The sequence below is a fragment of the Streptomyces sp. NBC_00249 genome, assembly GCF_026342355.1.
In the GTDB taxonomy this organism is placed as follows: Bacteria; Actinomycetota; Actinomycetes; order Streptomycetales; family Streptomycetaceae; genus Streptomyces.
In genome coordinates this window covers 44,756-66,363 of the sequence record NZ_JAPEMV010000001.1, presented here as the reverse complement: position 1 = coordinate 66,363, position 21,608 = coordinate 44,756, and the positions used below count along the sequence as shown (strand labels likewise).

Here is a 21,608-nt window from a genome sequence, read left to right as displayed (position 1 = left end):
TTCCCCGAGACAGCCGGACGAAGGGATGCGAGCAGCGATGGCCGAAGGCGGGCGGAAGCCGGGCACGTTCGGGGTGGACCGCTCGGAGGGGTTCGGTGAGCGGTTGCTGGGTGTGCTGCTGGACCGGGCTCACGAGATGCCTCCGCAGCTGATCGCCCCGCTCGTCGCGGAAGAGGTGGCCAGGGTCGGTGGCCGGGACCTCTCCATCCTCCTGCAGGACTACGAACAGATGATGCTGGTACCGCTGCCCGGCCGGCGCCTGGTTGTCGGTGACCCCCAACCGGTCGAGGACTCCCCTGCGGGCGAGGCGTTCCTGCGCCGCAGAACGGTGGAGGTGCCGCAGGACGGCAGCGTGCGCATGTATCTCCCGCTCCTCGACGGCAGCGACCAGATCGGGGCGATGGCCGTCACGCTGGACAGCGTCGATGACGACGACCGGCGGCTGCTGCGCCGGCTCGCCGGTCTGGTGGCGGACATGATCGTCACCAAGGACGCCTACACCGACCTGTTCTTCCGGACCCGCCGCCGCGCCCCCATGAGCCTGGCCGCCGAGATCCAGTGGTCGCTGCTGCCCCCGCTGTCGATGACCGTTCCGCAGGTCGAGGTGGCCGGAATCCTGGAGCCCGCGTACCAGGCGGCCGGGGACAGTTTCGACTACGCCCTCAACGGCGACATCCTTCATGTGGCCATGATCGACGCGATGGGCCACGGCCTGGACGCGGCGACCATGGCGACGGTGGCCATCGGCGCCTATCGCCACACGCGAAGGGCCGACACCGGTCTGTCCCAGGTGTACGCGTTCATGGACAAGGCCATCAACGAGCAGTTCGGCCACGAACACTTCGTCACCGCGCAGATGATGTGCCTGAACATCGCCACGGGCCGGCTGCAATGGGTCAATGCCGGCCACCCGGCACCACTGCTGATCCGCGACCGCGCCGTGGTGGACCGGCTGGAGAGCCCGACCACCCTGCCCGTCGGCTTCGGCGGTGAGCAACCGGAGGTCAGTGAGCGGATGCTGCAGCCCGGAGACCGGCTGCTGTGCTTCACCGACGGCCTGATCGAGGAGCATCAGGCCGGCGGGGAGCAGTTCGGTGAGGAGCAGCTCATCGAGTGGACCAACCGCGTCGTCCGTTCCCGCACCGGGGTGCGGCCGGTGGTGCGCGCGCTCTCCCACGCCCTGAAACAGGAGCGCGGCGGCATCACCACCGACGACGCGACGATCTTCCTCATCGAGTGGCGCGGGGGCGACGCCGATCATCTCGCCACCCTCGACTGACGACATCCGGGCCGCCCCCAGCCCCAGCCCCAGCCCCCCCTGAGCCTGCCCCCACGCCGCGCTCAGGGTGCGGCGACGCAGCGGAACCCCACGTGGCCCGTACTGCTGTCCTCGGTGTTCCCCGTCCGGGCCGCGGTGCGGTACCGGTTGCAGTACGAGTCGTGGCACAGGTACGAGCCCCCGCGCATCGCCCGAGTACCGCTGCCCGGAGCGAACTCATCGGCCGTCCACTCCCACACGTTGCCGACGGTGTTGTACAGCCCGTACCCGTTGGGCTCGTACGCGTCCACCGGAGCCGTGCCCAGGTGACCGTCCTCCTCCGTGTTGACCAACGGAAACTCGCCCTGCCAGATGTTGCAGCGCCAGACCCCGCCGGGGGCGAGGACGTCCCCCCACGGGTAGCGCGCCTGGTCGAGCCCGCCGCGCGCCGCGTACTCCCACTCCGCCTCGGTCGGCAGCCGCTTTCCGGCCCAGGCGGCGTACGCGGCCGCGTCCTGCCACGCCACGTGGACCACCGGATGCCCGGGCCCGGGCAGGGAACCGGGGCCGTACGGGCTGCGCCACGAGGCACCCTCGACCGCCCGCCACCACGGAGTGCCCGGCGGCGCGGCTGAGGCGAGTACGAGCTCCGGCTCGATCAGCCCCGCGAAGACGTACGACCAGCCGGCGTCCTCCGCGACCGTGCGGTATCCGGTCTGCTCCACGAAGCGGCCGAACTCGGTGTTGTCGACGGCGTGGACGTCGATGCGGAAGGGGGCGACCGTCACCTCTCGGACCGGGCCCTCGCCGTCGAGGGGGTTCGCGCTCCCGTCCTCGTTGCCCATCCGGAACGTGCCGCCGGGCAGCGCCACCATCTCGGTGGTCGCGCGGATGTGGGACGCCGGCAGCACCGCCGACGGTCCCGGCAGCCTGCGGGCGGCGGGCGACGCGGTGCGAGGGGCGCAGCACGCCCCGCCGTGCCCGTCGGCGTTCTTCCCCGCCCGGCCCTCGGCCACGGCCCCGGCAATCTCGATCGGCACGGCCTTCCCACCTCTCATCACGGCTCTGACCTGGCCAATGTCGCCCGCCCGCGGCCGCGGGAGAACCGGTCCGGACCCCCTGTCACACGATCTTCATACGCAGTGCATGGTCCGGGAACCCGCCACACGCTCATGATCGGCTCCACGTCCACGTCCACGACCAGTCCGCGGTGCCTCGCACAGCGCGGCAGCCTCAAGGAGTTCCCCGATGTCAAGCCGCCGTCACTTCCTGGCCGGTTCCGCCGCAGCGCTCGGCTTGACGGCCCTGCCCGCGGCCGCCTCGGCCACACCCGCGGCGGCGCTGACCACGCCGGGCGGGACGCCGACGCAGACCGCCACGCGCCCGCCGAACCTCATCGTCGTCCTGGCCGACGACCTCGGCTACGGCGAACTCGGCGCGTACGGCCAGAAACTGATCACCACCCCGCGTCTGGACGGGCTGGCCACCGAGGGGCTGCGCTTCACCGACGCGTACTCGACCGCCGCCGTCTGCGCGCCGTCGCGTTGCTCCCTGCTGACCGGCCTGCACACCGGCCACTCCACGGTGCGCGCGAACCCCTCCGCCGCCCAGGGCTCCCTCACCGCGACCGACACCACCTTCGCGCAGGTCCTGAAGGCCCGCGGCTACCGCACCGCCGTCATCGGCAAATGGGGCTTCGGTCCGGAGGCGGCCGACCAGGACAGCCACCCGGCCGCCCGCGGCTTCGAGGAGTTCTACGGCTACATCGACCACAGCCACGCGCACCAGTACTACCCCGAGTACCTCTGGCACAACGGGGCCAAGGAGGCGATCCCCGCCAACGCGGGCGGCGCGAAGGCGGTGTACGCCCCCGACCTGATCGAACAGCGTGCTCTGGAGTTCATCGACGCGCACGAGGACGAGCCGTTCCTGCTGTTCCTGACGCCGAACGTGCCCCACGCCCCCAGCGACGTGCCCGACACCAGCGCGTACGCCGCCCAGAGCTGGACGGCCGCCAACAAGGGCCATGCCGCGCAGGTCAGTTATTTCGACGCACTGGTGGGCAAGGTCGTCGACCGCCTGCGCGCGCTGGGCCTGGAGGACGACACGGTCCTGCTGGTCACCAGCGACAACGGGCCGCACGAGGAGGGCGGCGTCAACCCGGACCTGTTCGACGCCAACGGCCCCCTGCGCGGCTACAAGCGCAACCTGTACGAGGGCGGAGTGCGCGTCCCCCTCATCGCCTGGGGCCCGGGCCGTGTCGCACAGGGCACCAGCGACCGCCCCACCCCGCTCACCGACATCCTCCCCACCCTCGCCGAACTGGGCGGCGCCCCGGCACCCTCGGACGTGGACGGCCTCTCGGCAGCCCCGCTGCTGGCCGGCAGCCCCGACGCGGCCCGCCACGGCCACCTCTACTGGTTCCGCGACGAGCGCGGCGTCACCAGCCGGGCCAACGCACAGGACGCCCAGCGGGCCACGTGGCTGGCCGAAGCGGTGCGGCGGGACAACTGGAAGGCCGTGCGCTTCGCACCCGAACGGGACCACAACCTCCCCGACGACAAGTGGCAGGTCGAGCTCTACGACCTGGCCTCCGACCTGGGGGAGACCCGCAACGTCCTCGACGCACACCCCTCGACGGCAGCCGCGCTGGTGGCGCTGATGCGCTCCTCCTGGCAGGACAGCTACCCGCGCAGGGCGTTCGGCGCCCGCTTGGCCTTGCCTCAGATCGCCGTTCCCGGGCAGGCGTTCACGGTCACCGCGTCGCTCGCCAACGGTTCCGCCAAGGCCTGGACCTCGGCGGCGCTCGCGCTGCGCGTACCGCCCGGCTGGACGGTGACCGCGACGACGGCGACCACCGCCGAGCAACTCGCCTCCGGTGCGCAGCTGGACGCCACCTGGAAGGTCACCCCGCCCGCCGACGCGCCCGCCCGGACGCGCTGGGACCTCACCGCCGAGGGAACCGCACTGGCGCCGGGCGGGACGGTCACCTACCGCGCATCCGGCACGGTGCCCACGCCGCCGCCCCCGCCGACGAAGGACTCCTACCTCTCCGACCTGGAGTGGATCTCCGCCGCCAACGGGTGGGGCCCGGTCGAGCGGGACGCCTCCAACGGCAAGAACGCCGCGGGGGACGGCCCCCTGATCGCCTTCGGCGGTACGAAGTACGCCAAGGGCCTCGGCGTCCACGCTCCCAGTGACATCGCCTTCCACCTGGGCGCAGCGGGCAACCGCTTCACCGCACTGGTCGGCATCGACGACTTCTCGGCGAAGCAGAGCCCGGCCGGCGCGACCCGGGCCAAGGTGTACGGCGACGACCGGCTGCTGCTGACCACACCGACGCTCACGGCAGCCACCGGCCCGGTGGCGGTGGACGTGGACGTGCGGGGGGTGCGGGTCCTACGGCTGGTGGTGGAGGACGCCAACAACAAGACCTCCTTCGACCACACGTCGTGGGCGCTGGCCCGCGTCACGGTGCTCTGAGCCCCGTTCCGGCTCGCCGTTCTCGTTCCACCGGATGCCGCGGGAGGGCTGCGTTTCCTGTGGATGGGCGGCCCGGGGGAGAGGTGGTTACCGCTGGGCAATGAGGGTCGGCAGCTCGCGCATGTCGTAGAAGACGACGGTGTCGCGACCGTCGAGACGTTCCGCCGGGGTCAGCCCGCCGGCGTAGCCGAAGGCTCGCATGCCGGCGGCGCGCGCAGCCTGTACGCCGGGCCGGCTGTCCTCGACCACCACGCAGGCCGCGGGATCGACGCCCATCTGCCGGGCGGCGTGCAGGAACAGGTCGGGGGCGGGCTTGCCCTGGGAGACCTCGCTGGCACTGTAGATGCGGCCTGCGAAGCGCTCGTAGAGTCCGGTGCGGCCCAGGGTGTGCCGCATCTTGTCGTGGGAGCCGCTGGAGGCGACGCATGTCGGCAGAGTGAGTGCGTCGAGTGCTTCCGGCAGGCCCTCGACCGGGGCGAGCCCGGCATCCACGGACTCGCGGTGGAGCTGCTCGAATCTCTCCGACCAGATCGCGGCCGTGTCCGGGCCGAGCTGAGCGGCGACCTGCTCGCGGATGGCGGCGTGGGAGCGCCCGATGAACCGGTCCACGACCTCGTCCTCGGTGAGCGGCCAGCCCAGCTCCGCACCGAGGGCAACCTGGACACGCGCGGCGATGCGCTCACTGTCGACCAGCACGCCGTCGCAGTCGAATATGACGAGTTCAATGGGCTTGATCATCCCCGCAGCATAGGCCTCGCCGGTCACGCGGCGGCGATGCTCCTGGAGCAGCGGTACGCCGGGGAGCCCAGGCGGACCCGACACGGTCGGGCTCCTGGACCCGGCCGAAAACCCCGTGCCATCGCGGACATCGACCACGACGCCGTTGCTGCTGCGCTCCAGGAGCGGCAGGAAGGCGTGCAGGACCCGGACGATCCCCACGATGTCGGTGTGGAGTACGGCAGCGATGTCCGCTCCGGTGCAGTCCCCGGCGGACTCGCCCGCTCCGGGGATGCCGACGTTGTTGACCAGGGCGTCGAGGGAACCGTGTTCCTGGGCGGCCCGCTGCGCTATGACACAAGGGCCCGGATCCTTGCGGATCCGGGCCCTTGTGTTCAGTAGCGGGGACAGGATTTGAACCTGCGACCTCTGGGTTATGAGCCCAGCGAGCTACCGAGCTGCTCCACCCCGCGTCGGTGAACCCCACCCTACGGCACCGTCGGGCTTCGCCTGACCAGCTCGACCTGCTCAGGCCAGGCCGGGCCGAGTGGGTTCTGGTGCACCGGCCACCCTGGTCCGCAGTCGGCCGATGAGGTGAGTCCGCTGCTGCAATCGGGGCCCTCCCCGGTGGGGTCCTGGTGCTCCGCCGTCGCGCGCTGCCGATGATGTCGGCCGAATCCGCCTGGCCCCACGCGTACGGCATCAAGCCGGAAGCGGCCACGTACGCCCTGGTCGGATTCGCCTGATCGTCCGACGGCTTGAAGGAGCATCATGCGGTCTGCTCGCATTATGGGCTCGCTGCTTGGGGGTATGGCCCTGGTGGCGGCCGGCGCCCTCGTACCGGCGTCCGCCGCGGCGAAGCCACGCGACCTGGTTGTCCCCACGGCGGCCTATCCGACCATCCAGTCCGCGGTCGATGCCGCGAGCCCCGGGGACCACATCGCCGTTCGCCCCGGCGTCTACCGGGAGCAGGTGTCGATCGCCAAGGACGTCACCCTCACCGGCGCGGGGGCCAAGAAGACCACGATCCGCGCTCCCCAGCAGCTGGTGACGGGCGCGGACGGCCTCAACTCGATCGTCACCCTCGACCACGCGGCGCACGTGAAGATCTCTGGCCTAGCGGTGAGCGGGCCGGGTTCCGGCACCTGCGACGCGGGCGCGCTCGGGGCGGGCATCCGGGTCCTGGGCGGAGCCCACCTGGACCTGAGCCACGCGAGGGTGACACACATCCAGGACACGCCCATGGCTCCGTGCTTCCACAGTGCCAACGCCATCCTCATCGGTGCCCTGCCGGTAGGCACGGGGTCGGCGGCCATCCGCGACTCCGAGATCACGGACTATCAGGGCTCCGGGATCGTCGTGCTCAACGAGGGCTCGCACGCGACCTTGCTCCGCAACGTCGTGACCGGGCAGAAGCGGCTGTCGACCGACGGGATCGAGTTCGTCGGGGCGATCGGCAGGATCGAGGAGAACGTCGTCAGCGACAACGCCTGCCGCGAGCCCGATCCTGGGTGCGGCACCGACTTCTTCAACGACGTCCAGCATGCCGGCATCCTGGCGGGCGGTGCGGGGACGGTCATCGCCAAGAACCGCCTGTCCCGCAACCAACTGGGCATCTACGCGTTCGATACGGCGGAGATCCGCCACAACAACCTCATCGACAACGAGTTCTTCGGGATGGCCCTCCAGGACGGCACGTTCACCGCGACCAAGGACACCATCCGGGGCGGGGTGGGCGGCGTCGCAGCCATCGCCTCGGCCGTCGACACCACGGCGCGGCTGGACCACGTGAAGATCACGAAGACCTCGGGAGACCCGATCCAGACGTTCGAATGCTGCGGCTTCACCGCCACGGTGACCGCCGAGCCGTAGCGCATGCCGCGCCGGAAGGTCACGGCTGTCCGTACGAGCGCATCGAGAACGTGCTGACCGTGTGCGACGGAGAGCAGCACCGCGGCACCGGCGCCGCTACGAGGTGGGCGGCTGGGTGAGGCGCAGCCAGGCGGTGAGCGCGGCCTGCAGTCGAGTACGGCCGGGCGGTCGAGGGGTTCGGCCGTCCGGCCGACGCGCAGGGTGACAGCCTTGGCTGTGACCCGGGTGCGGCCGGGCATCGCGCGGGTCCTCCTCCGGAGGCAGCGGGTGCTCCTCCACCTCCAGGCGTACGCACGCCGGCGCGATGAGGACCTGGGCGTAGCCCTTCTTCGTGGCCTTGGCGTGGTGGTCACGCAGGGCGCTGATCGGGCCGGTCAGCATGTGTTCGCCCTTCATCCACGCCAGGTCGGGGTGCAGGTAGCGCAGAGGCAGTTTCGGCGGATCCAGTCTGGGCGGTTGCCCGTACAGACCGTGGGCACGGTGCAGCACGCCGGTTTCCGTGACGAGGACCGTCACCTGCCCGACCGGCGGGAGACGCCGATGCCGTACTCGATCCACCAGCACTCCCGGGCCCTGGTCGGACGGGCGGTTCAGCGCAGTCCGGCGAAGAGATCGTTCTCGGGTACGGCCGCGCCGGTGGCGTCCTTGACACGTACGAAAGTCTCCATGCCCATCAACCCGCCGAATCTCTCCTTGCCCATCTTGAGGAAGAAGATGTTCTCGCCCTGACTGGCGTGTGCGGCCAGCGCATCGAACTTCTGACCGCTGAACGCGGTGGTGTCCACCCACGTGGTGATCTCATCGTCGGGGAGGCCGATCTCGGCCATCGCGGCGGCCTCGGCGGGATCCGGCTCCGGCGTGTCCTCCTGGAACTCGCGCATGATCTCCCCGAACCGCCGCATCCCCGAGCGGGGCATCGTCGTCCAGTACACCTTCGGGGTCAGCGCGGTCATCTCCAGCGCCGCCATCGTGATGCGGTGGGCCTGGATGTGGTCGGGGTGGCCGTAGAAACCGTTCTCGTCGTAGGTGACGACCACATCGGGTCGGTAGTGCCGCATGAGTTCCGCAAGTCGTGCGGCGCCTTCCTCCACGGGGGTCTGCCAGAAGGATCCGGGGGTGTCGTTGCTCGGCCAGCCCATCATCCCGGAGTCGGCATAGTCCAGCATCTCCAGATCGCTGACCTGCAGGACGTCACAGCTCGCCTCGAGTTCTTGACGGCGCATCAAGGCGACGGCCGCCGGATCGTGCCCGGGATCGCCCGGCTTGACACCCCCCGGTCCGTCACCGCAACCGCCGTCGGTACACGTCACGAGAACCGTGCGGATGCCCTCCGCCGCGTACCGCGCGAGGACCCCTCCGGTTCCGGTGGCCTCGTCGTCGGGGTGGGCGTGCACTGCCATGAGCGTCAAGGGCCGGTCAGTCACGAAACAATCCTCCTGCAGAAGTACTTCTTGGTCCGAGTGCGCGGCGGGCGTACCGCGATCCTGGGGGCCCGGCTTCTGGTGGGGCGGACGACCTTGTGGTCTCCGTGTTCCCCGCCCGTGCGGCGCCGGTCCCTCGGTCGATGCAACCGCGCCGACCGGACCGGCTGTTCCCGGCACGGCCGCTCGACCTTCCAGACAGCCTCCGTCCTGGCCGGCTTCATGACACAACTTCACGTGCGCCCGCCAAATGTCGATGGCAACATTCAAGGCCCACTGTCACAGGACACGAGGTCGGAAGACAGAGAACAAGCTCAGGGCCTGTTGCGAAAGTCGATCTTGGTGACGCTAGGGTTCCTACCCGTCGGCTTTCGTGTAGGGAGGGACGGGGACCGTGGACGCTCACGTACAGACTCGTGTTTCGGCATACGCAATCGCGGTGGAGGACGATCGGCTGCTGCTGATCCGGCTGTCGGACGCCTCGCCAGTCTTCACACCGGGTCTGTGGCACATGCCGGGCGGGGGAATCGACCCGGGCGAACAGCCTGTGGAGGCCTTGTCCCGTGAACTCCGGGAGGAGACGGGGCTTGAACTCGCTGATGCTCGACTGCTCGACGCGCGGACCTACGCGGTCCGGCGGAACGGAGTGAGCTGGAGCCTCACGGCGTTGTTCTACGTCGTTGCCCTCAAGGGCGGGGCGCCGGCGGTGACCGAGATCGACGGCTCCACCGACGCCGTGGCGTGGATTCCTCTGGCCGACTTGCAGGACGACACCATGCTGTCGCCAGCGGCAGCCGACGCGCTCCGCATACTTGAGCAGGCGGAAGGCGCTGGTCACAGCCACGCGTTGAGGACTGCGACCAGCACGGTTGCCTCGTAACGGACGGCGAGCTTCTCGTATCGCGTGGCGACTGCTCTATGGCGCTCGAGTCGATTGATCCCGCACTCGGTCCGGCCGCTTGCGGGGCCGTCCCACTCCCAGACGCGGCACCCGGACCGCCTCAAGCGCGGGCTCGAACTGCGGGGAATCTCCGCGCTGCCCTGCGGTGATCACCACCGACCTCGGAGCGTCCGAGACCGTGGTCAGCCGGCTCTGCGACGAGACCGCCGCGTTGCCGGTCAGGCGGAAGGCGCCCTCCCCGACGGCGTCGGGCTTCATCCCGTTGCGGGTGATGTCCCCGCACGGCGGGACAGAGCCCGGCTGGCTGCTCGTGTCCCGCCGTTCCCGCCCGCACGACGGCGGGGACGCCGGCGGTGCAGGCGGAAGAGCGGTCAGGACCAACTCCGGCGCTCAGGTGCGGCCGTTCAGCGTCGGCGGACGGTCCAGGGACCCTCAGGTCGAGACAGGTGTCCACAGGTCCGCAGGTCAGAAAGTGGATAGTCCAGGGGCTGTCGCCATAGTGATCTTGGTGGTGCATTATGCAGTTCGCGCGCATCGAGACCGGGGCGCGAAGACTTGTATGGGGGATCTGATGGAACGTCGTACGGTCCTACGCGGGCTGGTGGCTCTGCCGGTCGGGGCGGTGGCCGTCGCCTCCGCCGCCCAGCCCGCCTGGGCGGACTTCTCCACGACGGTGAATCCGTCGGTCAACTGGGGGACTTGGGAGGGTTGGGGCACGTCGTTGGCCTGGTGGGCCAATCAGCTGGGCCCCCGGGAGGATCTGGCCGATGTGCTGTTCAGCCGGAAGACCGTCCAGTTCCGCGGGCAGTCACTGCCCGGCCTGGGAATGAACGTGGTCCGCTACAACGCCGGTGGCTCGGGGACGAACAGCATCGGCGGCAGGACGATGCAGCCCTCGCCGACGCTGGACGGCTTCAAGCAGATCGAGGGCTACCAGCTCGACTGGTACTCGGCCGACCCGCAGTCGGCGAGCTGGAACTGGTACGCCGACGCGAACCAGCGCGACATGATGTGGCTGGCCAGGGACCGGGGCGCCGACAAGTTCGAGCTCTTCAGCAATTCGCCGATGTGGTGGATGCTGAAGAACGACGATCCGCGCGGGGCTGCCGACCCGCTGAAGTGCAACCTGCAGGACGGTAACTTCGGCCGCCACGCGGCGTACCTGGCGACGGTGGCGCGGTACGCACACGACCACTGGGGCATCGACTTCACTTCCGTCCAGCCGGTCAACGAACCGGGGGCCAGCTGGGGTGGATATCCGCAGGGCTCCATAGGCGGACAGGAGGGCTGCCACTACGACCGGCGCCAGCTGGCCGAGATCATCCGGCAGACCCGTACCCAGCTGGACGCCCGGGGGCTGCAGTCGATGATGGTGGCGGGCCTCGACGACTGGGGCGTCGGCAGCGCCGTGTACAACTGGAAGAACAACGCCGACTTCGACGCCGCCACCCGCGCGGCCGTGGGGCGGGTGAACGTCCACGGCTACGAATTCGACGGTGACCGCGCCGCGCTTCACCGCGCCGTGGCGGCGGACGGCAAGAACATCTGGATGTCCGAGTACGGCGACGGGGACACCAGTGGCCTGTTCCTCGCCCGTAATCTCAATTTCGACCTGCGCTGGCTGCACCCCACGGCCTGGGTCATCTGGCAGATCCTCGACTGGGAGAACTACGGGGCGATCACCCTCACCAACGGGGTGATCGGCGCCGTCAACCCGAAGTACTTCGTCCTGGCCCAGTACATGCGGCACATCCGCCCAGGCATGCGGATCATCGACGCCGGCCATCCCGACGCCGTCGCGGCCTACGACAGCGTCAATCACAAGCTCGTCATCGTCGCCGTGAACCACGGCGACGGACAGTGGATCGACTTCGACCTGTCCCGGTTCTCCAAGCCCGGCCAGGACGGCGCCGTCGTCGACCGTTGGGCCACCGCGACGGACGCCGGTGGCGAGCGCTACCGGCACTACACGGACACCCTGGTACGGGGCAACCGGTTCTGGTCCTACTTCAATGCGCGTACCGTGCAGACCTTCGAGGTCTCCGACGTGTACCTGTAGCGGGTAGGGCCCGTCCCGCCCCTCGCGGCCCGCGCCCGTCGGCCGCGAGGGGTCCTGCTGGAAGCGGACGACGTCACGCGCCGACCTCGCATGCCTCCGGAGTCACCCAGGCACACCGCACCCGAACCGGAACCACACGCACTCCCCAACCCCGGGCGAGCGAACCGGAATCACACGCCGACTCGAACCGAACGTGTACGGGCGCCCGGCACCGCACACGAGCCGGGGGTGGCGTTCTCACGACCAGGCGCGTTGGGTTAGGTTCCCGGACGTGACTCACGATCGCGGACGACTGCTGGCCGGCCGGTACCGGCTGGCCGAACTGCTCGGTCAGGGCGGCATGGGGACCGTCTGGCGGGCCCACGACGAGCAACTCGACCGGGAGGTCGCCCTCAAGGAGCTCCGGCTCCCCGACGACCTCGACGCCTCCCTGTGCAAGGCCTGGATCGGCCGCCTCGACCGCGAGGCACGCGCGGCCGCCAGGCTGAAACACCCGGGGGTCGTCACCGTCCACGACCGGATAGCGGGTGACGACGGCCGCCCGTGGATCGTGATGGAACTCGTCCGAGGCCGCTCCCTGGACGACTTGATCAAGGAGGACGGTCCGCTTCCGCCGGCCCGGGTGGCCAGGATCGGCCGACAGGTCCTTCACGCGCTGCGCGCCGTGCATGCCACGGGCATCACCCACCGGGACATCAAGCCCGCCAACGTGCTGCTCGAAGGCGACCGGGTGGTGCTGACCGACTTCGGGATCGCCGCCGTGGAGGGCGAGCCCGGTCTGACCCGCTCGGGGGCCCTCATGGGGACCCCGACCTACATGTCCCCCGAGCAGGTACGCGGTCTGACGGCCACCGCCGAATCCGACCTGTGGTCCCTGGGCGCGACGCTGTTCACAGCCGTGGAGGGACACCCTCCGTTCAGCGGCTCCGGTTCCTGGGCCGTCTTCGTGGCCGTCGCCACCGAGGAACCCGCCGCCGCCGTCCGGGCCGGCGAGCTCGCCCCCGTGCTGACGGGCCTCCTCCGCAAGGACCCGGCGCAGCGCCTCACCGCCGAGGAGGCGTACGACCTGCTCGCCGGACCGGCGGGCGAAGCCGATCCCTCCCGGCCGAACCCCGCGCCGACATCCACGTCCACGCTGCGGCTGGGTGCGGCGCCCGGCACCGGCCCCGGAGCGGAACGGCTCACCCCACAGGCGCCTGGCCCCGCCCGTCCTGCCCGGCGGCGGGGGTACTTGCTGGCCGGCCTGGCGGCCGTCGTTGCGGCCGCCCTGATCGGGATGCCCTGGTGGCTACCGGAATCCGGATCCCCTGACGACGACGCCGGCCGCAGCCACGCGACCGACTCCACGACGCCCACCCACCGCTCCCCGTCCCCGTCTCCCTCCCCTGCCGCACCCACCACGGCCGCCCCCTCCAGCCCCAGCCCCAGCCCCAGCCCTACCCCCAGCCCCACCCCCAAGCCCACACACACCCCCCTCGACCGCCAAGCCATCGAGAGCGTCTTCGCGCTCTACATGAACGGCCTGGCCAACCACGACATGACCTCGCTGCGCCGAGGCACGTGCCCCCGGCTGCGCGCGAGCCTGCTCGGATTCGCCCTCAACGGCTACTTCGTGGACCGCTGGGAACTCCAGCCCTACGAGATCCCCCCGAACATGGACGAGCTCAGCGTGGAAGCGAAGATCACCCGGCAGGACCCCGAGACCGGGAAACCCGCCGGCGACGTCCTCAACCAATGGATCATCGAGCGGGACGCGGACCGGCAGTACTTCGTATGCGGCTGGCTCAACCAGGAGTGACCCGGCCGCACCATATGGCTGCACTGGGACGCCAGGACCTTCGCGACCGATGCGTGCACGCCATGGAGAACCTGCGCATGGGCTTGCTCATACTGCTCCCAGGCAGCAACCGGCGCTTGGTACTGGAAGTCGACGGCACGACGGCACGACGGACAGGGGCAGGCCGGTCCGCTCTGTGACCAAGTGGCTCTTTGACCCGAACTTGCCCCGGTCGACAGGCTCACCCGCCAGCGCGTCGACCTGGCCCAGCACCTGCTGGAATCCACCTTCTGGCCCGTCGACCGGGTCGCCGATCGCGCCGGATCCGGCACCGGTGTCTCCCTGCGCCAGCACTTTCATGCTCACGTGCTTCGGTGCCGGCCTTCAGCGCAGGAATGCCGCCAAGGCGTCAGCTGCGGAGAGCCGCCTTCGTGGCAGTACCTCACCGGACGGGACACCGTCTCCTGACAGTGCCACAAGCCCAAACGTCCCTTCGATGTCAGCCACTGAACTGCCAGGCTCCAGTGACACACAGGCGGCCCATGCATCACGTCGGTCTCCCGGTCTCTGCGATCTCGCCGGTGAAGGAACCGAAGATCACTGAGTTACGTCATTGAACATGTTCAAGCATCTGTGACCAGGGAGTTCCATCCATGACCGGACGACGTCGACGCAACGCAAAATGGGTCGGGGCCGCCCTCGCGGCAGCCGCGACCGTCGTGTTGGCGGCGGGCGGCTGGTACGCGTACCAGCTGGTGTCCGGTGTCACCGGCACCCTGGGCGTGCCCTGCGACCAAGCCGCCCACGCCCTCCGGGCCGCCCGCCTGCCCGACGGAACGCACGACCGCCGGTGCACCACGGGCACGTGGATGAGCGTCGAATACAAACTGGACTTCCGCGCGCCCAGGGAAGCCACCGAGGCCTGGCTGCGGTCCTCATATCCGGACGCGGAGCTTTCGGATTGCGCGGGCACCGACGCGTGCACGGACCCACAGCCGCGCCCCGTGCCGTTCACGGACAAGGACGGCCATCGGCTCATGGACGTGGTGAGGATCGAAGTCAACTACGAGAACGGGGACATCGCGCACGTACGGGCGTCCGGCGTGACCATCTGACAGCGGCCGACAGCGTGCGGCGGCAGGCCGCCACCGGGGTCAGGGCGGCGGCCCGCGCCGGGGTTCGTCAGGGGCGGCCTCTCGGCCGGTTCAGGCCCGGCCTGAGCGGTAGACGAGCAAGGCGATCTGGACTCGGTTGTTCAGGGCGAGTTTGGCCAGGACATGACGGGCTCCCCGGCGGCGGCCTGCCGTACCGCTTCGATGATCCGGTCGGGGCGGGTGTGCTTGAGGCGGAACCCTGCGGCGCCGGCCTGAAGGGCGCTCAGGACGTAGCCGTCGGTGGAGAAGGTCGTCAGCATCACGATTTCCGGGGCGCCGGGGCGTGCCCGCAGGAGGCGGGTGGCTTCCAGGCCGTCGATGCCCGGCATGCGGATGTCCATCAGGACGAGGTCGGGTCCGTGGCGGTCCACCATCGCCGCGGCAGCTGCGCCCGGACACGATGGGTCCGCCCGTCCCGGCCGTAGGTGAGGTCGCCACCCACGAGCGCGGCTCGTTCGCGTAGGCCGAACAGCCCGGATCCGCTGCCCGGCAGGCGGGGGCCGTCCCCGGTCGCGACCGTGTTCGTGACCTCCAGGCTCAGGCCCGCGCCCGGCCCGCCGCGCAGGGCGATCCGTACGCCGTGTCCGGGTGCGTGCTTGTGCGCGTTGGTGAGGGATTCCTGCACGATCCGGTAGGCGGTCCGTCCTGTGGTGGCGGGGACCTTCTCCCGGTGGAGAACGTCGTCGTCCACGTCGATGCGCATGCCTGCCGTCCTGGACTCCTCCATCAGCGGGGCCAGGTCGGCCAGCGTGGGCTGGGGTGGCTCCGGGCGGGCCCGCTCGGCCTGGGAGCGGGGTGCGCAGCACGCCGAGGACCTGCTGGAGGTCCTCCATGGCCTGGTGGGCGCTGGAGCGGATGACGCCGACGGCCTGGGCCACCTGCTCGGGCGGGGCGCCGGGATTCACCTCCAGGGCCCCGGCGTGCACGCTCAGCAAGGACAGCCGGTGGGCGAGCACGTCGTGCATCTCGCGGGCCAGCGATTCGCGCTCGCGCTGTCGGATCTGATCCGCGCGCAGAAGGGCCTGCGCCCTGGCCTGCTTGCCGCGGTCGTGCAGGCCGCGCAGGAACCGTCCCCAGCCCACGGCGCCGCCGACCAGCACGCCGCCGGTCACCGCGGTGGCCAGCGGGGCGGAGGAGAGGTCCGGCTGGAGGGCCAGGTACAGGGGCAGCGGGAGCAGGGCCACGGCGGTGACGGCGCCGGTGGTCGGGGTGGAACGCATCGAGGCGACGGTGAACAGGGCGGCCAGTGCGGCGGGGATGAGCGGCGTCACCGTGGACAGGACGGCCAGGATCAGCGCCACGGCCACTGGCCACCGCCTGCGCCACAGCAGCAGCGCGCTGCCGGCCAGCGGAACCATGCCGTAGTGGGCGAAGCCCGCGAGGTACACGGGTAGGTGGTCCACCGCCGGGATCGACAGGGGCAGGGACGACAGCCGCGGGTACACCGACAACCCGCGCGCCTGGGCGAAGCCGACGGTCACGCACAGCGCCGCGCTTCCGGCCGCGACAAGCAGTTCGGTGCTCCGCCCCGTGCTCGCCGCCGCAGGACTCGTCTTCGGCATCCTGGCCGTCGCCGCAGGCATGCCATTGGCCGCCCGCCTCACCGGACTGCTGTCGGACCTCCTCTTCGCCGACCTCTTCTACGGCCCGGTCCTGAGTCAGCTGATCCTTCTCGCGGCCGGCCTCACCGCCTTCGGCTTCGCCGTCCACCACACCCTGCGCCCCCTCGCCGACGCCGACAACCGGTGATCAGGAGCATGAACCGGACCGCCGCCCCCTGCTTCACACGGGGGTCGGCGGGATGGACCCGGTAGCGGGACTGCACGCTGACCCGACCCTTCAGGGCCGGGTCAGCGTCAGAGGCCCTCGGTCAGGCGGTGCAGCGGATCATGGTCAGTGGCCGGTTGGCGGCGTAGTCCGCCCAGTACTCCTCGCCGAACTTCTCCACTCCGGCATCCGAGACGTCGAGCGGGACCCACTCGATCCCGGTGAACCCGGCCGCCGTCAAGGTCTGTTCGTACGTCTCCTTCGACGGCGTGGTGGCCTCGAACGAGACCGGCGGATCCAGCAGGGCCGTGAGCCGGATGCCCCGGCCGATCTCGTTGTCCTTCCCGGTCGACTCGCACAGGAACCCGTACTTCTCCAGCGACGGACCGCCGAAGTCGAAGGCCGGGCTCTGTACGAACAGGAAGAACGCGCCGCCGGCGACGAGACTGCGCCGGATGTTGCGCATCATCCGCTCGATCTCGGCGACGTCGCTCGCGTAGTTGAACGCCTGCACGGCCACGGCGACGTCAAACGGCTGGTCGAAGACCTTCAGGGTGGCCGTGTCGCCGACCTCGTACTCGATGCCGAGCGGCTCGGCCTTCTCGAGTGCGTCGGCCGCATCGACCATCGCGCCGGAGATGTCGAATCCGAAGACACGGGACGCGCCGCGGCGCTTGAGCTCCCGGCTGTAGAAGCCGGTACCGCACGCGATGTCCAGTACGGACTTGCCGGTGACGTCGCCGACCAGGGCAAGGAAACCCGGTACCTCGGCGTAGCGGATGATGGGCAGGGTCTTGAAGCCTTCGAAGGCTTCGCCGATACCGTCGTACAACTGACCACTCATCGTGGTGGTTCCCCCTCGACTTGTGGCGTCGGCTCTCATGACGAGCCGCGGCCTCGGCGGGAAGTCTGCTCCGCCACCCATGGCACTTCGTACTGGTCGAATGCACGAACCTGCTGTTCGTAACGCCGAGATGAACACAAAGGAGCGCGGTTCCTTCGGGTCGGGGACGTCCGGCCCAACGGACAGACCGTGCCCGATGACTGGGGAACGCACGGGCCCGACGGCTGCGCCCGTGACCTTCCGCTTCCACCGTGGTGATCAAGGGCTGCCATGATCCACATGCCGCCGCGGCCTTCCGCTTCGGCGAGCGGGGCTGCGGGCATTGGGCAGGCCCTGGAGCAAGGGTGGTGTCGGGCGTGGCCTTCGCAGGGCCGAGGAGAGGGTGCGATGTGACTCCCGTCACTTCTCGTGACGGATGGGGTACGTGTGCCCAGCCGCCGGACCAGCACGCCGAATGTGGCACGTGCCGTAGGTGAACCGCGCTGCCGGAGGCGGATGCGGAAGCGGATGCGGAAGTGCAGCGTGTCGTGTCGGAGCGGGGAACCGTCCGTATCCCCGTGACCTGGCAGCCCCTGGTTTCGCGGGATCCTCTGCCCCCGTTCGGACTCCCCACCGGTCCGCCGACGCGTGGGCGCGGGTGCATCCGGCGCGGCTCCCCGGCGTGTGCGCTCGGTACAGCCGATGGGGCGCATTGCCGTGTCCGCGGTACGGAGGCGCGCGGGACGCGGGACAATCGGACGCATGGTCAGGCTCTCCTCCGCCGCTCCCGAGCTCCGGCCGGCCGGCTCCGCCGCCGCGTGAACCTCAGCGGCCTGCACCGGCGCCTGCTCGCCGCGGTGATCGACATCGGCGCCCCGTACCCGCTCGTCCTCACCGGCGGCTACGCGGTCCAGGCCCACGGCCTCGTCGACCGCCTCAGCCAGGACCTGGACGTGGCCACCGAGAACCCCGCCCCCATGTCCGAGATCGTCGGCAGCCTCGAACACGAGCTCACCGCACGCGGCTGGCGCGTACGCGTCATCGACGTCGACGCGCTCTCCGCCCGCCTGATGGCCACCGACCCGCAGACGGGCGAGGACTGCGAGGTCGACGTCCTCAAGGAGCACTTCTGGACCCCGCCGGCCCAGACCGAGTACGGCCCCGTCCTGGCCTTCGACTCGGTGATCGGCACCAAGGTCCGCGCCCTCGCCGACCGCGGCGCGGCACGCGACTTCATCGACGTCCGCGCCGCGTCCCGCCACCGCACCACCCACGACCTCGAACGCCTCGGCGAACGCCACGGCCGCGACGACTTCCGCCTCGAAGACCTCCGCGACCGCCTCACCGGCATCGACTGGGCCGGCGACGAGGAGTTCGCCGCCTACGGCCTCACCGAGGACGAGACGGCCGAACTCCGCGCCTGGGCCCAGCACTGGGCCGCCGACCTCGACCGACGCCTGCACGACCAGGACGCGGAAGCCTGAGCGCGCGGCCGCGGTTCTGCTAGGCCTCGCCGGCGCCACTTGGACGACAGGGCCCAGCCACTGCGGCCGGAGCCATCGAACCCGGCATCCACACCCGACCACCGCCACCAGATCCCGGCCGGGGCCGGGTGAACGTCACTGAGGCTTCGCGGACTTGAAGCTGCTGGTCAAAGGGATGGCCCTGCACGACAGGCCGCAGCGGAGTGACATGGTGAGGGGCCTGCGCAGTGGGGGAGGGGTAGGCGGTCCCCACGAGTGACGGCCGGGAGGGCCGCCACGGAGGCCGATGGGGGAGAATCCACGGTTGTGATCGAACTGAAGCGCGTCATCGCCACTCTCGCCGTTGCCCTTGTGGGCGCCACGGCCCTCACCTCGCCCAGTGCGGCCGCCGGCAACGCCCGGCACGAGCCCGCCCACGCAGGATCGCGCGCGGCAAGCAGCCCGGCGGCACCCGACAGAGTGACGGTCACCGAAGGGCAGGTCAAGGAGGTCGCGCCCGGGGGTGTGATCACCTATCCGAGCGTCACCAGCTGCCTGACCGTGACCGTGCGGTTGCGGGGCGGCGGCCTCGTCGGCGCTCACGCCAGCCTGTTCCAGGTGCCGGGTGAACTGCGGTCCGATGAGATCCTTGCCGCGCTCAAGCACCGCGTCGGCGACCGCCCCGTGACCGCGATAGAGGTCAAGGGGGCCGTCGGCGCCTGGCATCCGAGCTACTTCGGCAAGGCGATCGAGAGTTACGGCGAGGAGGAACAGCCGCCGTACCCGGCACACCCGGACCCCGAAGGACTGGCCCATGCGGTGGCGCAAGGACTCGAACTGCCCCGCCGCCTTGTGACGGTCGAGGACGTACCTGACGGGGACCAGATCGTCGGCTGACAACACAGCCGACCATCGCGCGGGCGGCCACAGGGCTCTGCGCGCGTCGTGCAACGGCAGCCTCCAGCGGCTGGCTCTGGGCAACTCCCCACATGGTGGCGGAGGGTGGGGTGACGTGCCTCGACCGTCGATCGGTGCGCAGGGTTACTGTGACTCATATGATCAGCGAAGCGGGGGACGCGGCCATGCCCGAAAACACTGTTCGGCCTGTGACGATCATGATCGGGGGTGGGCCCGCGGCCCTGGCACGCCCGGCGGGGGGCTTGCTGGTCGACGACTGCGGCGGCCTGTTCCACCGAGGAGTACTCGCCGACCTCGGCCACACCCCCGATCAACTACGAGACCTGAACAGGTGCGGCTTCGACCCGTACGCGTACGCGGCCCCCATGGAGCGCGTGCCGACGACGGCCGTCCGGATGTGGCTGGACCAGCTGGCCACCTCCGGCCCGCGGCTCAACGGCACCGCTGAGCTGGCCGTGGACGAGGAACGCCGTCTGGTCGCGGTCATCCACCCCGCAGGGGCCGCCGCCCCGGTCATCGCCGACGTCGAGGGCATACCGACGCTCGCCCCGGGCCTGCCCGCACAGCTCGTGCCCGGCACCGGCCCCGCGCTGCACTCCTTCAACTGGGCCGCCAGTGTCCTGCTGAACGATCTGGTCGGAATGGGTGCGGCCGCGAGCGAGCTGACGGCAGCGCTCTTCGACGTGCTCAACCAGAAAAGCAGCAGCCCGGCGGAAGTGCTGGCGTTGCTGGACCGCGCCGATCCGCTGCTACTGGCCCCGGTCACGGCGCCGATCGAGGCCATCCGAGCGTTCGCCGCCTTCCTGCGCGCCACCGAGGACGCCGCCGGACGGCTCTGCTTCGGGGACGCGTTGGTGTACGGGCAGCTCGCGGTGACGGCCGCCGACAGCTGGATCGTGGCCGGAGGTGGAGACCACGCGCTGGCCACGGCCGAGGCCCTCCTCACCGGCAACCCGGCCGCCAGGGTCACCGTGGTCGCCGCCGCCATCGAAACGGCAGCAGCCAACACGGCGCGGTACTCCGATCTGCGAAGCCGCCATACCGCGGACGGCGGTGGTGACGGGCGCCTGCAGTTCCGTACGGGCGCCGAGCCCGGCGCGATCACCCTCACCGGTACGGGCCGCTTCGCCGAGGGCGGGGTGGAGGCCGACGGATACGCGGCGTCGATCGGTCGGGCCCGCATGCTGCCGCGCGCCGTGGGCAGACTGGCGCGCTGGGCACGACAGGCCCGCGGACTGGTCACCGGCACCCTGCTCTTCGACACCGACCTGCAATACCTCGGCTACCGGCTGCACTTCGCCGCCGAGGGCCTGCTGCGCCAGGTGGACGTCACCGGCGCCGCCTCGTGGTTCCTGCCCGCCGACGTGTTCCCGGCGGAGCAGGCCCGTCGGGTGGAACTGATGGGGCAGCGTGCCGTGCCACCGGAGTCGGGCGTCGCTCCCACCGACCTGCTGCCGGTCGCGGAGCAGGGTGCCCGCCTGGCAGCCGCCCGACGGCAGGGGGCGGTGCGGGAGGCCGACACGGTACCGGAGCGCTGGGTGCCGTCCGCCTGAGCCGTCCGCCCGCTTCCGGCCGGTGGTCTCCCCTCCTTTGACCGCTCGGGCTCCGAGCAAATGCCGTGCAAGGCTCTCACCCATGATGACCAAGCCCACTCTGACGGAACACCGGTCCCCATGGGTGGTGTTCACCTCCCCGTCCGACCCATGGCTGGCGTCGGAAACGGCGCCAGGTTCGAGGTCCGGCGCGGCGATCGGCGGGGGCCGGTCGCCCCCGAAGGCCGGGGCGCGGCCCCTGCCGGCCAGGGCAGCCGCACCCCTTGCCTCTGAACGTACCCGCCACCTGGAGGCCACCCGTCAGCCGGTCATGCCGAGTACGTTCTCGGGGCCGCAGTAGGGCCCCGTGCCAACTCTGTGCGTGGCGCGTATGCGGCTTTCTTCCTCTGCAGGGCCTGCGCCGAAGGAGGTGCGCCCTCTCGCTATCGGCCGCTCATGACCC

18 protein-coding genes, 1 tRNA gene and 2 pseudogenes are annotated in these 21,608 nt (G+C 70.6%); 11 read left to right on the top strand and 10 right to left on the bottom strand.

Features of this window, described 5'->3' with window-relative positions; translation table 11 throughout:
• Positions 1 to 25 precede the first annotated feature (25 nt).
• Positions 26 to 1,279 (top strand): PP2C family protein-serine/threonine phosphatase, encoded by a 1,254-nt coding sequence (locus tag OOK31_RS00350; RefSeq protein ID WP_267010252.1) that lies wholly within the window; start codon positions 26 to 28, stop codon positions 1,277 to 1,279.
• 62 nt (positions 1,280 to 1,341) lie between these two features.
• On the opposite strand, the gene OOK31_RS00345 is transcribed toward OOK31_RS00350, so the two are convergent.
• Positions 1,342 to 2,169 carry a formylglycine-generating enzyme family protein gene (locus OOK31_RS00345; RefSeq protein WP_323188193.1) on the bottom strand — a complete coding sequence of 276 codons (828 nt, stop codon included), beginning with the start codon at positions 2,167 to 2,169 and terminating at the stop codon, positions 1,342 to 1,344.
• 337 nt (positions 2,170 to 2,506) lie between these two features.
• On the opposite strand from OOK31_RS00345, the gene OOK31_RS00340 reads away from it, so the two are divergent.
• A complete protein-coding gene (locus OOK31_RS00340) occupies positions 2,507 to 4,741 on the top strand; it encodes a sulfatase-like hydrolase/transferase (RefSeq protein ID WP_267010251.1) in 2,235 nt (744 codons plus the stop codon).
• Positions 4,742 to 4,828: 87 nt separating this feature from the next.
• Here the strand turns inward: OOK31_RS00340 and OOK31_RS00335 are convergent, their stop codons facing one another.
• The 3 genes and pseudogenes from OOK31_RS00335 to OOK31_RS00330 form a co-directional block, all read right to left on the bottom strand.
• Complete coding sequence (locus tag OOK31_RS00335; RefSeq protein ID WP_267010250.1) at positions 4,829 to 5,479, bottom strand: HAD family phosphatase; 651 nt, start codon at positions 5,477 to 5,479, stop codon at positions 4,829 to 4,831.
• A gap of 120 nt (positions 5,480 to 5,599) precedes the next feature.
• Positions 5,600 to 5,812: pseudogene (locus tag OOK31_RS39520) on the bottom strand (SDR family NAD(P)-dependent oxidoreductase); the annotation flags it as partial.
• Between the two features lie 45 nt (positions 5,813 to 5,857).
• Positions 5,858 to 5,931 (bottom strand) — tRNA-Met (locus OOK31_RS00330).
• 316 nt (positions 5,932 to 6,247) lie between these two features.
• Here OOK31_RS00330 and OOK31_RS00325 point away from each other — a divergent pair.
• Positions 6,248 to 7,330: a nitrous oxide reductase family maturation protein NosD gene (locus OOK31_RS00325; protein WP_267010249.1), complete on the top strand. Its 1,083-nt coding sequence runs from the start codon at positions 6,248 to 6,250 to the stop codon at positions 7,328 to 7,330.
• Positions 7,331 to 7,426: 96 nt separating this feature from the next.
• Here the strand turns inward: OOK31_RS00325 and OOK31_RS00320 are convergent, their stop codons facing one another.
• A complete protein-coding gene (locus OOK31_RS00320) occupies positions 7,427 to 7,819 on the bottom strand; it encodes a hypothetical protein (RefSeq protein ID WP_267010248.1) in 393 nt (130 codons plus the stop codon).
• Between the two features lie 101 nt (positions 7,820 to 7,920).
• Positions 7,921 to 8,754: a PIG-L family deacetylase gene (locus tag OOK31_RS00315; RefSeq protein ID WP_267010247.1), complete on the bottom strand. Its 834-nt coding sequence runs from the start codon at positions 8,752 to 8,754 to the stop codon at positions 7,921 to 7,923.
• Positions 8,755 to 9,145: 391 nt separating this feature from the next.
• On the opposite strand from OOK31_RS00315, the gene OOK31_RS00310 reads away from it, so the two are divergent.
• The 4 genes from OOK31_RS00310 (at position 9,146) to OOK31_RS00295 (ending at position 14,603) form a co-directional block, all read left to right on the top strand.
• Entirely contained in the window at positions 9,146 to 9,631 is a 486-nt protein-coding gene (locus OOK31_RS00310; protein ID WP_267010246.1) for an NUDIX hydrolase, read from the top strand.
• Between the two features lie 592 nt (positions 9,632 to 10,223).
• Positions 10,224 to 11,711: a glycoside hydrolase gene (locus OOK31_RS00305; protein ID WP_267010245.1), complete on the top strand. Its 1,488-nt coding sequence runs from the start codon at positions 10,224 to 10,226 to the stop codon at positions 11,709 to 11,711.
• Positions 11,712 to 11,982: 271 nt separating this feature from the next.
• Positions 11,983 to 13,509: a serine/threonine-protein kinase gene (locus OOK31_RS00300; protein ID WP_267010244.1), complete on the top strand. Its 1,527-nt coding sequence runs from the start codon at positions 11,983 to 11,985 to the stop codon at positions 13,507 to 13,509.
• Between the two features lie 632 nt (positions 13,510 to 14,141).
• Positions 14,142 to 14,603 (top strand): hypothetical protein, encoded by a 462-nt coding sequence (locus OOK31_RS00295; protein ID WP_267010243.1) that lies wholly within the window; start codon positions 14,142 to 14,144, stop codon positions 14,601 to 14,603.
• 140 nt (positions 14,604 to 14,743) lie between these two features.
• On the opposite strand, the gene OOK31_RS00290 is transcribed toward OOK31_RS00295, so the two are convergent.
• The 3 genes and pseudogenes from OOK31_RS00290 to OOK31_RS39515 form a co-directional block, all read right to left on the bottom strand.
• Entirely contained in the window at positions 14,744 to 14,983 is a 240-nt protein-coding gene (locus OOK31_RS00290; protein WP_267010242.1) for a response regulator transcription factor, read from the bottom strand.
• Positions 14,983 to 15,345 carry a sensor histidine kinase gene (locus OOK31_RS00285; protein WP_267010241.1) on the bottom strand — a complete coding sequence of 121 codons (363 nt, stop codon included), beginning with the start codon at positions 15,343 to 15,345 and terminating at the stop codon, positions 14,983 to 14,985. Before OOK31_RS00285 ends, OOK31_RS00290 begins: the two co-directional genes overlap by 1 nt.
• A gap of 148 nt (positions 15,346 to 15,493) precedes the next feature.
• Positions 15,494 to 15,607, bottom strand: a pseudogene (locus OOK31_RS39515) (histidine kinase); the annotation flags it as partial.
• 553 nt (positions 15,608 to 16,160) lie between these two features.
• Between OOK31_RS39515 and OOK31_RS00275 the strand changes: the two are divergent.
• Complete coding sequence (locus OOK31_RS00275) at positions 16,161 to 16,391, top strand: hypothetical protein (RefSeq protein ID WP_267010239.1); 231 nt, start codon at positions 16,161 to 16,163, stop codon at positions 16,389 to 16,391.
• 121 nt (positions 16,392 to 16,512) lie between these two features.
• Here OOK31_RS00275 and OOK31_RS00270 read toward each other — a convergent pair whose 3' ends face one another.
• A complete protein-coding gene (locus OOK31_RS00270) occupies positions 16,513 to 17,253 on the bottom strand; it encodes a class I SAM-dependent methyltransferase (RefSeq protein WP_267010238.1) in 741 nt (246 codons plus the stop codon).
• 797 nt (positions 17,254 to 18,050) lie between these two features.
• Here OOK31_RS00270 and OOK31_RS00265 point away from each other — a divergent pair.
• From OOK31_RS00265 to OOK31_RS00255, 3 genes are all read left to right on the top strand, one after another.
• Positions 18,051 to 18,716, top strand: a complete 666-nt coding sequence (locus OOK31_RS00265; protein WP_267010237.1) for a nucleotidyl transferase AbiEii/AbiGii toxin family protein — start codon at positions 18,051 to 18,053, stop codon at positions 18,714 to 18,716.
• Positions 18,717 to 19,022: 306 nt separating this feature from the next.
• The gene (locus OOK31_RS00260) at positions 19,023 to 19,592 is read left to right on the top strand and encodes a hypothetical protein (protein WP_267010236.1); all 570 of its coding nucleotides are present in this window, start codon (positions 19,023 to 19,025) and stop codon (positions 19,590 to 19,592) included.
• Positions 19,593 to 19,801: 209 nt separating this feature from the next.
• Positions 19,802 to 21,166 carry a hypothetical protein gene (locus OOK31_RS00255; RefSeq protein ID WP_267010235.1) on the top strand — a complete coding sequence of 455 codons (1,365 nt, stop codon included), beginning with the start codon at positions 19,802 to 19,804 and terminating at the stop codon, positions 21,164 to 21,166.
• Positions 21,167 to 21,608: the final 442 nt, after the last annotated feature.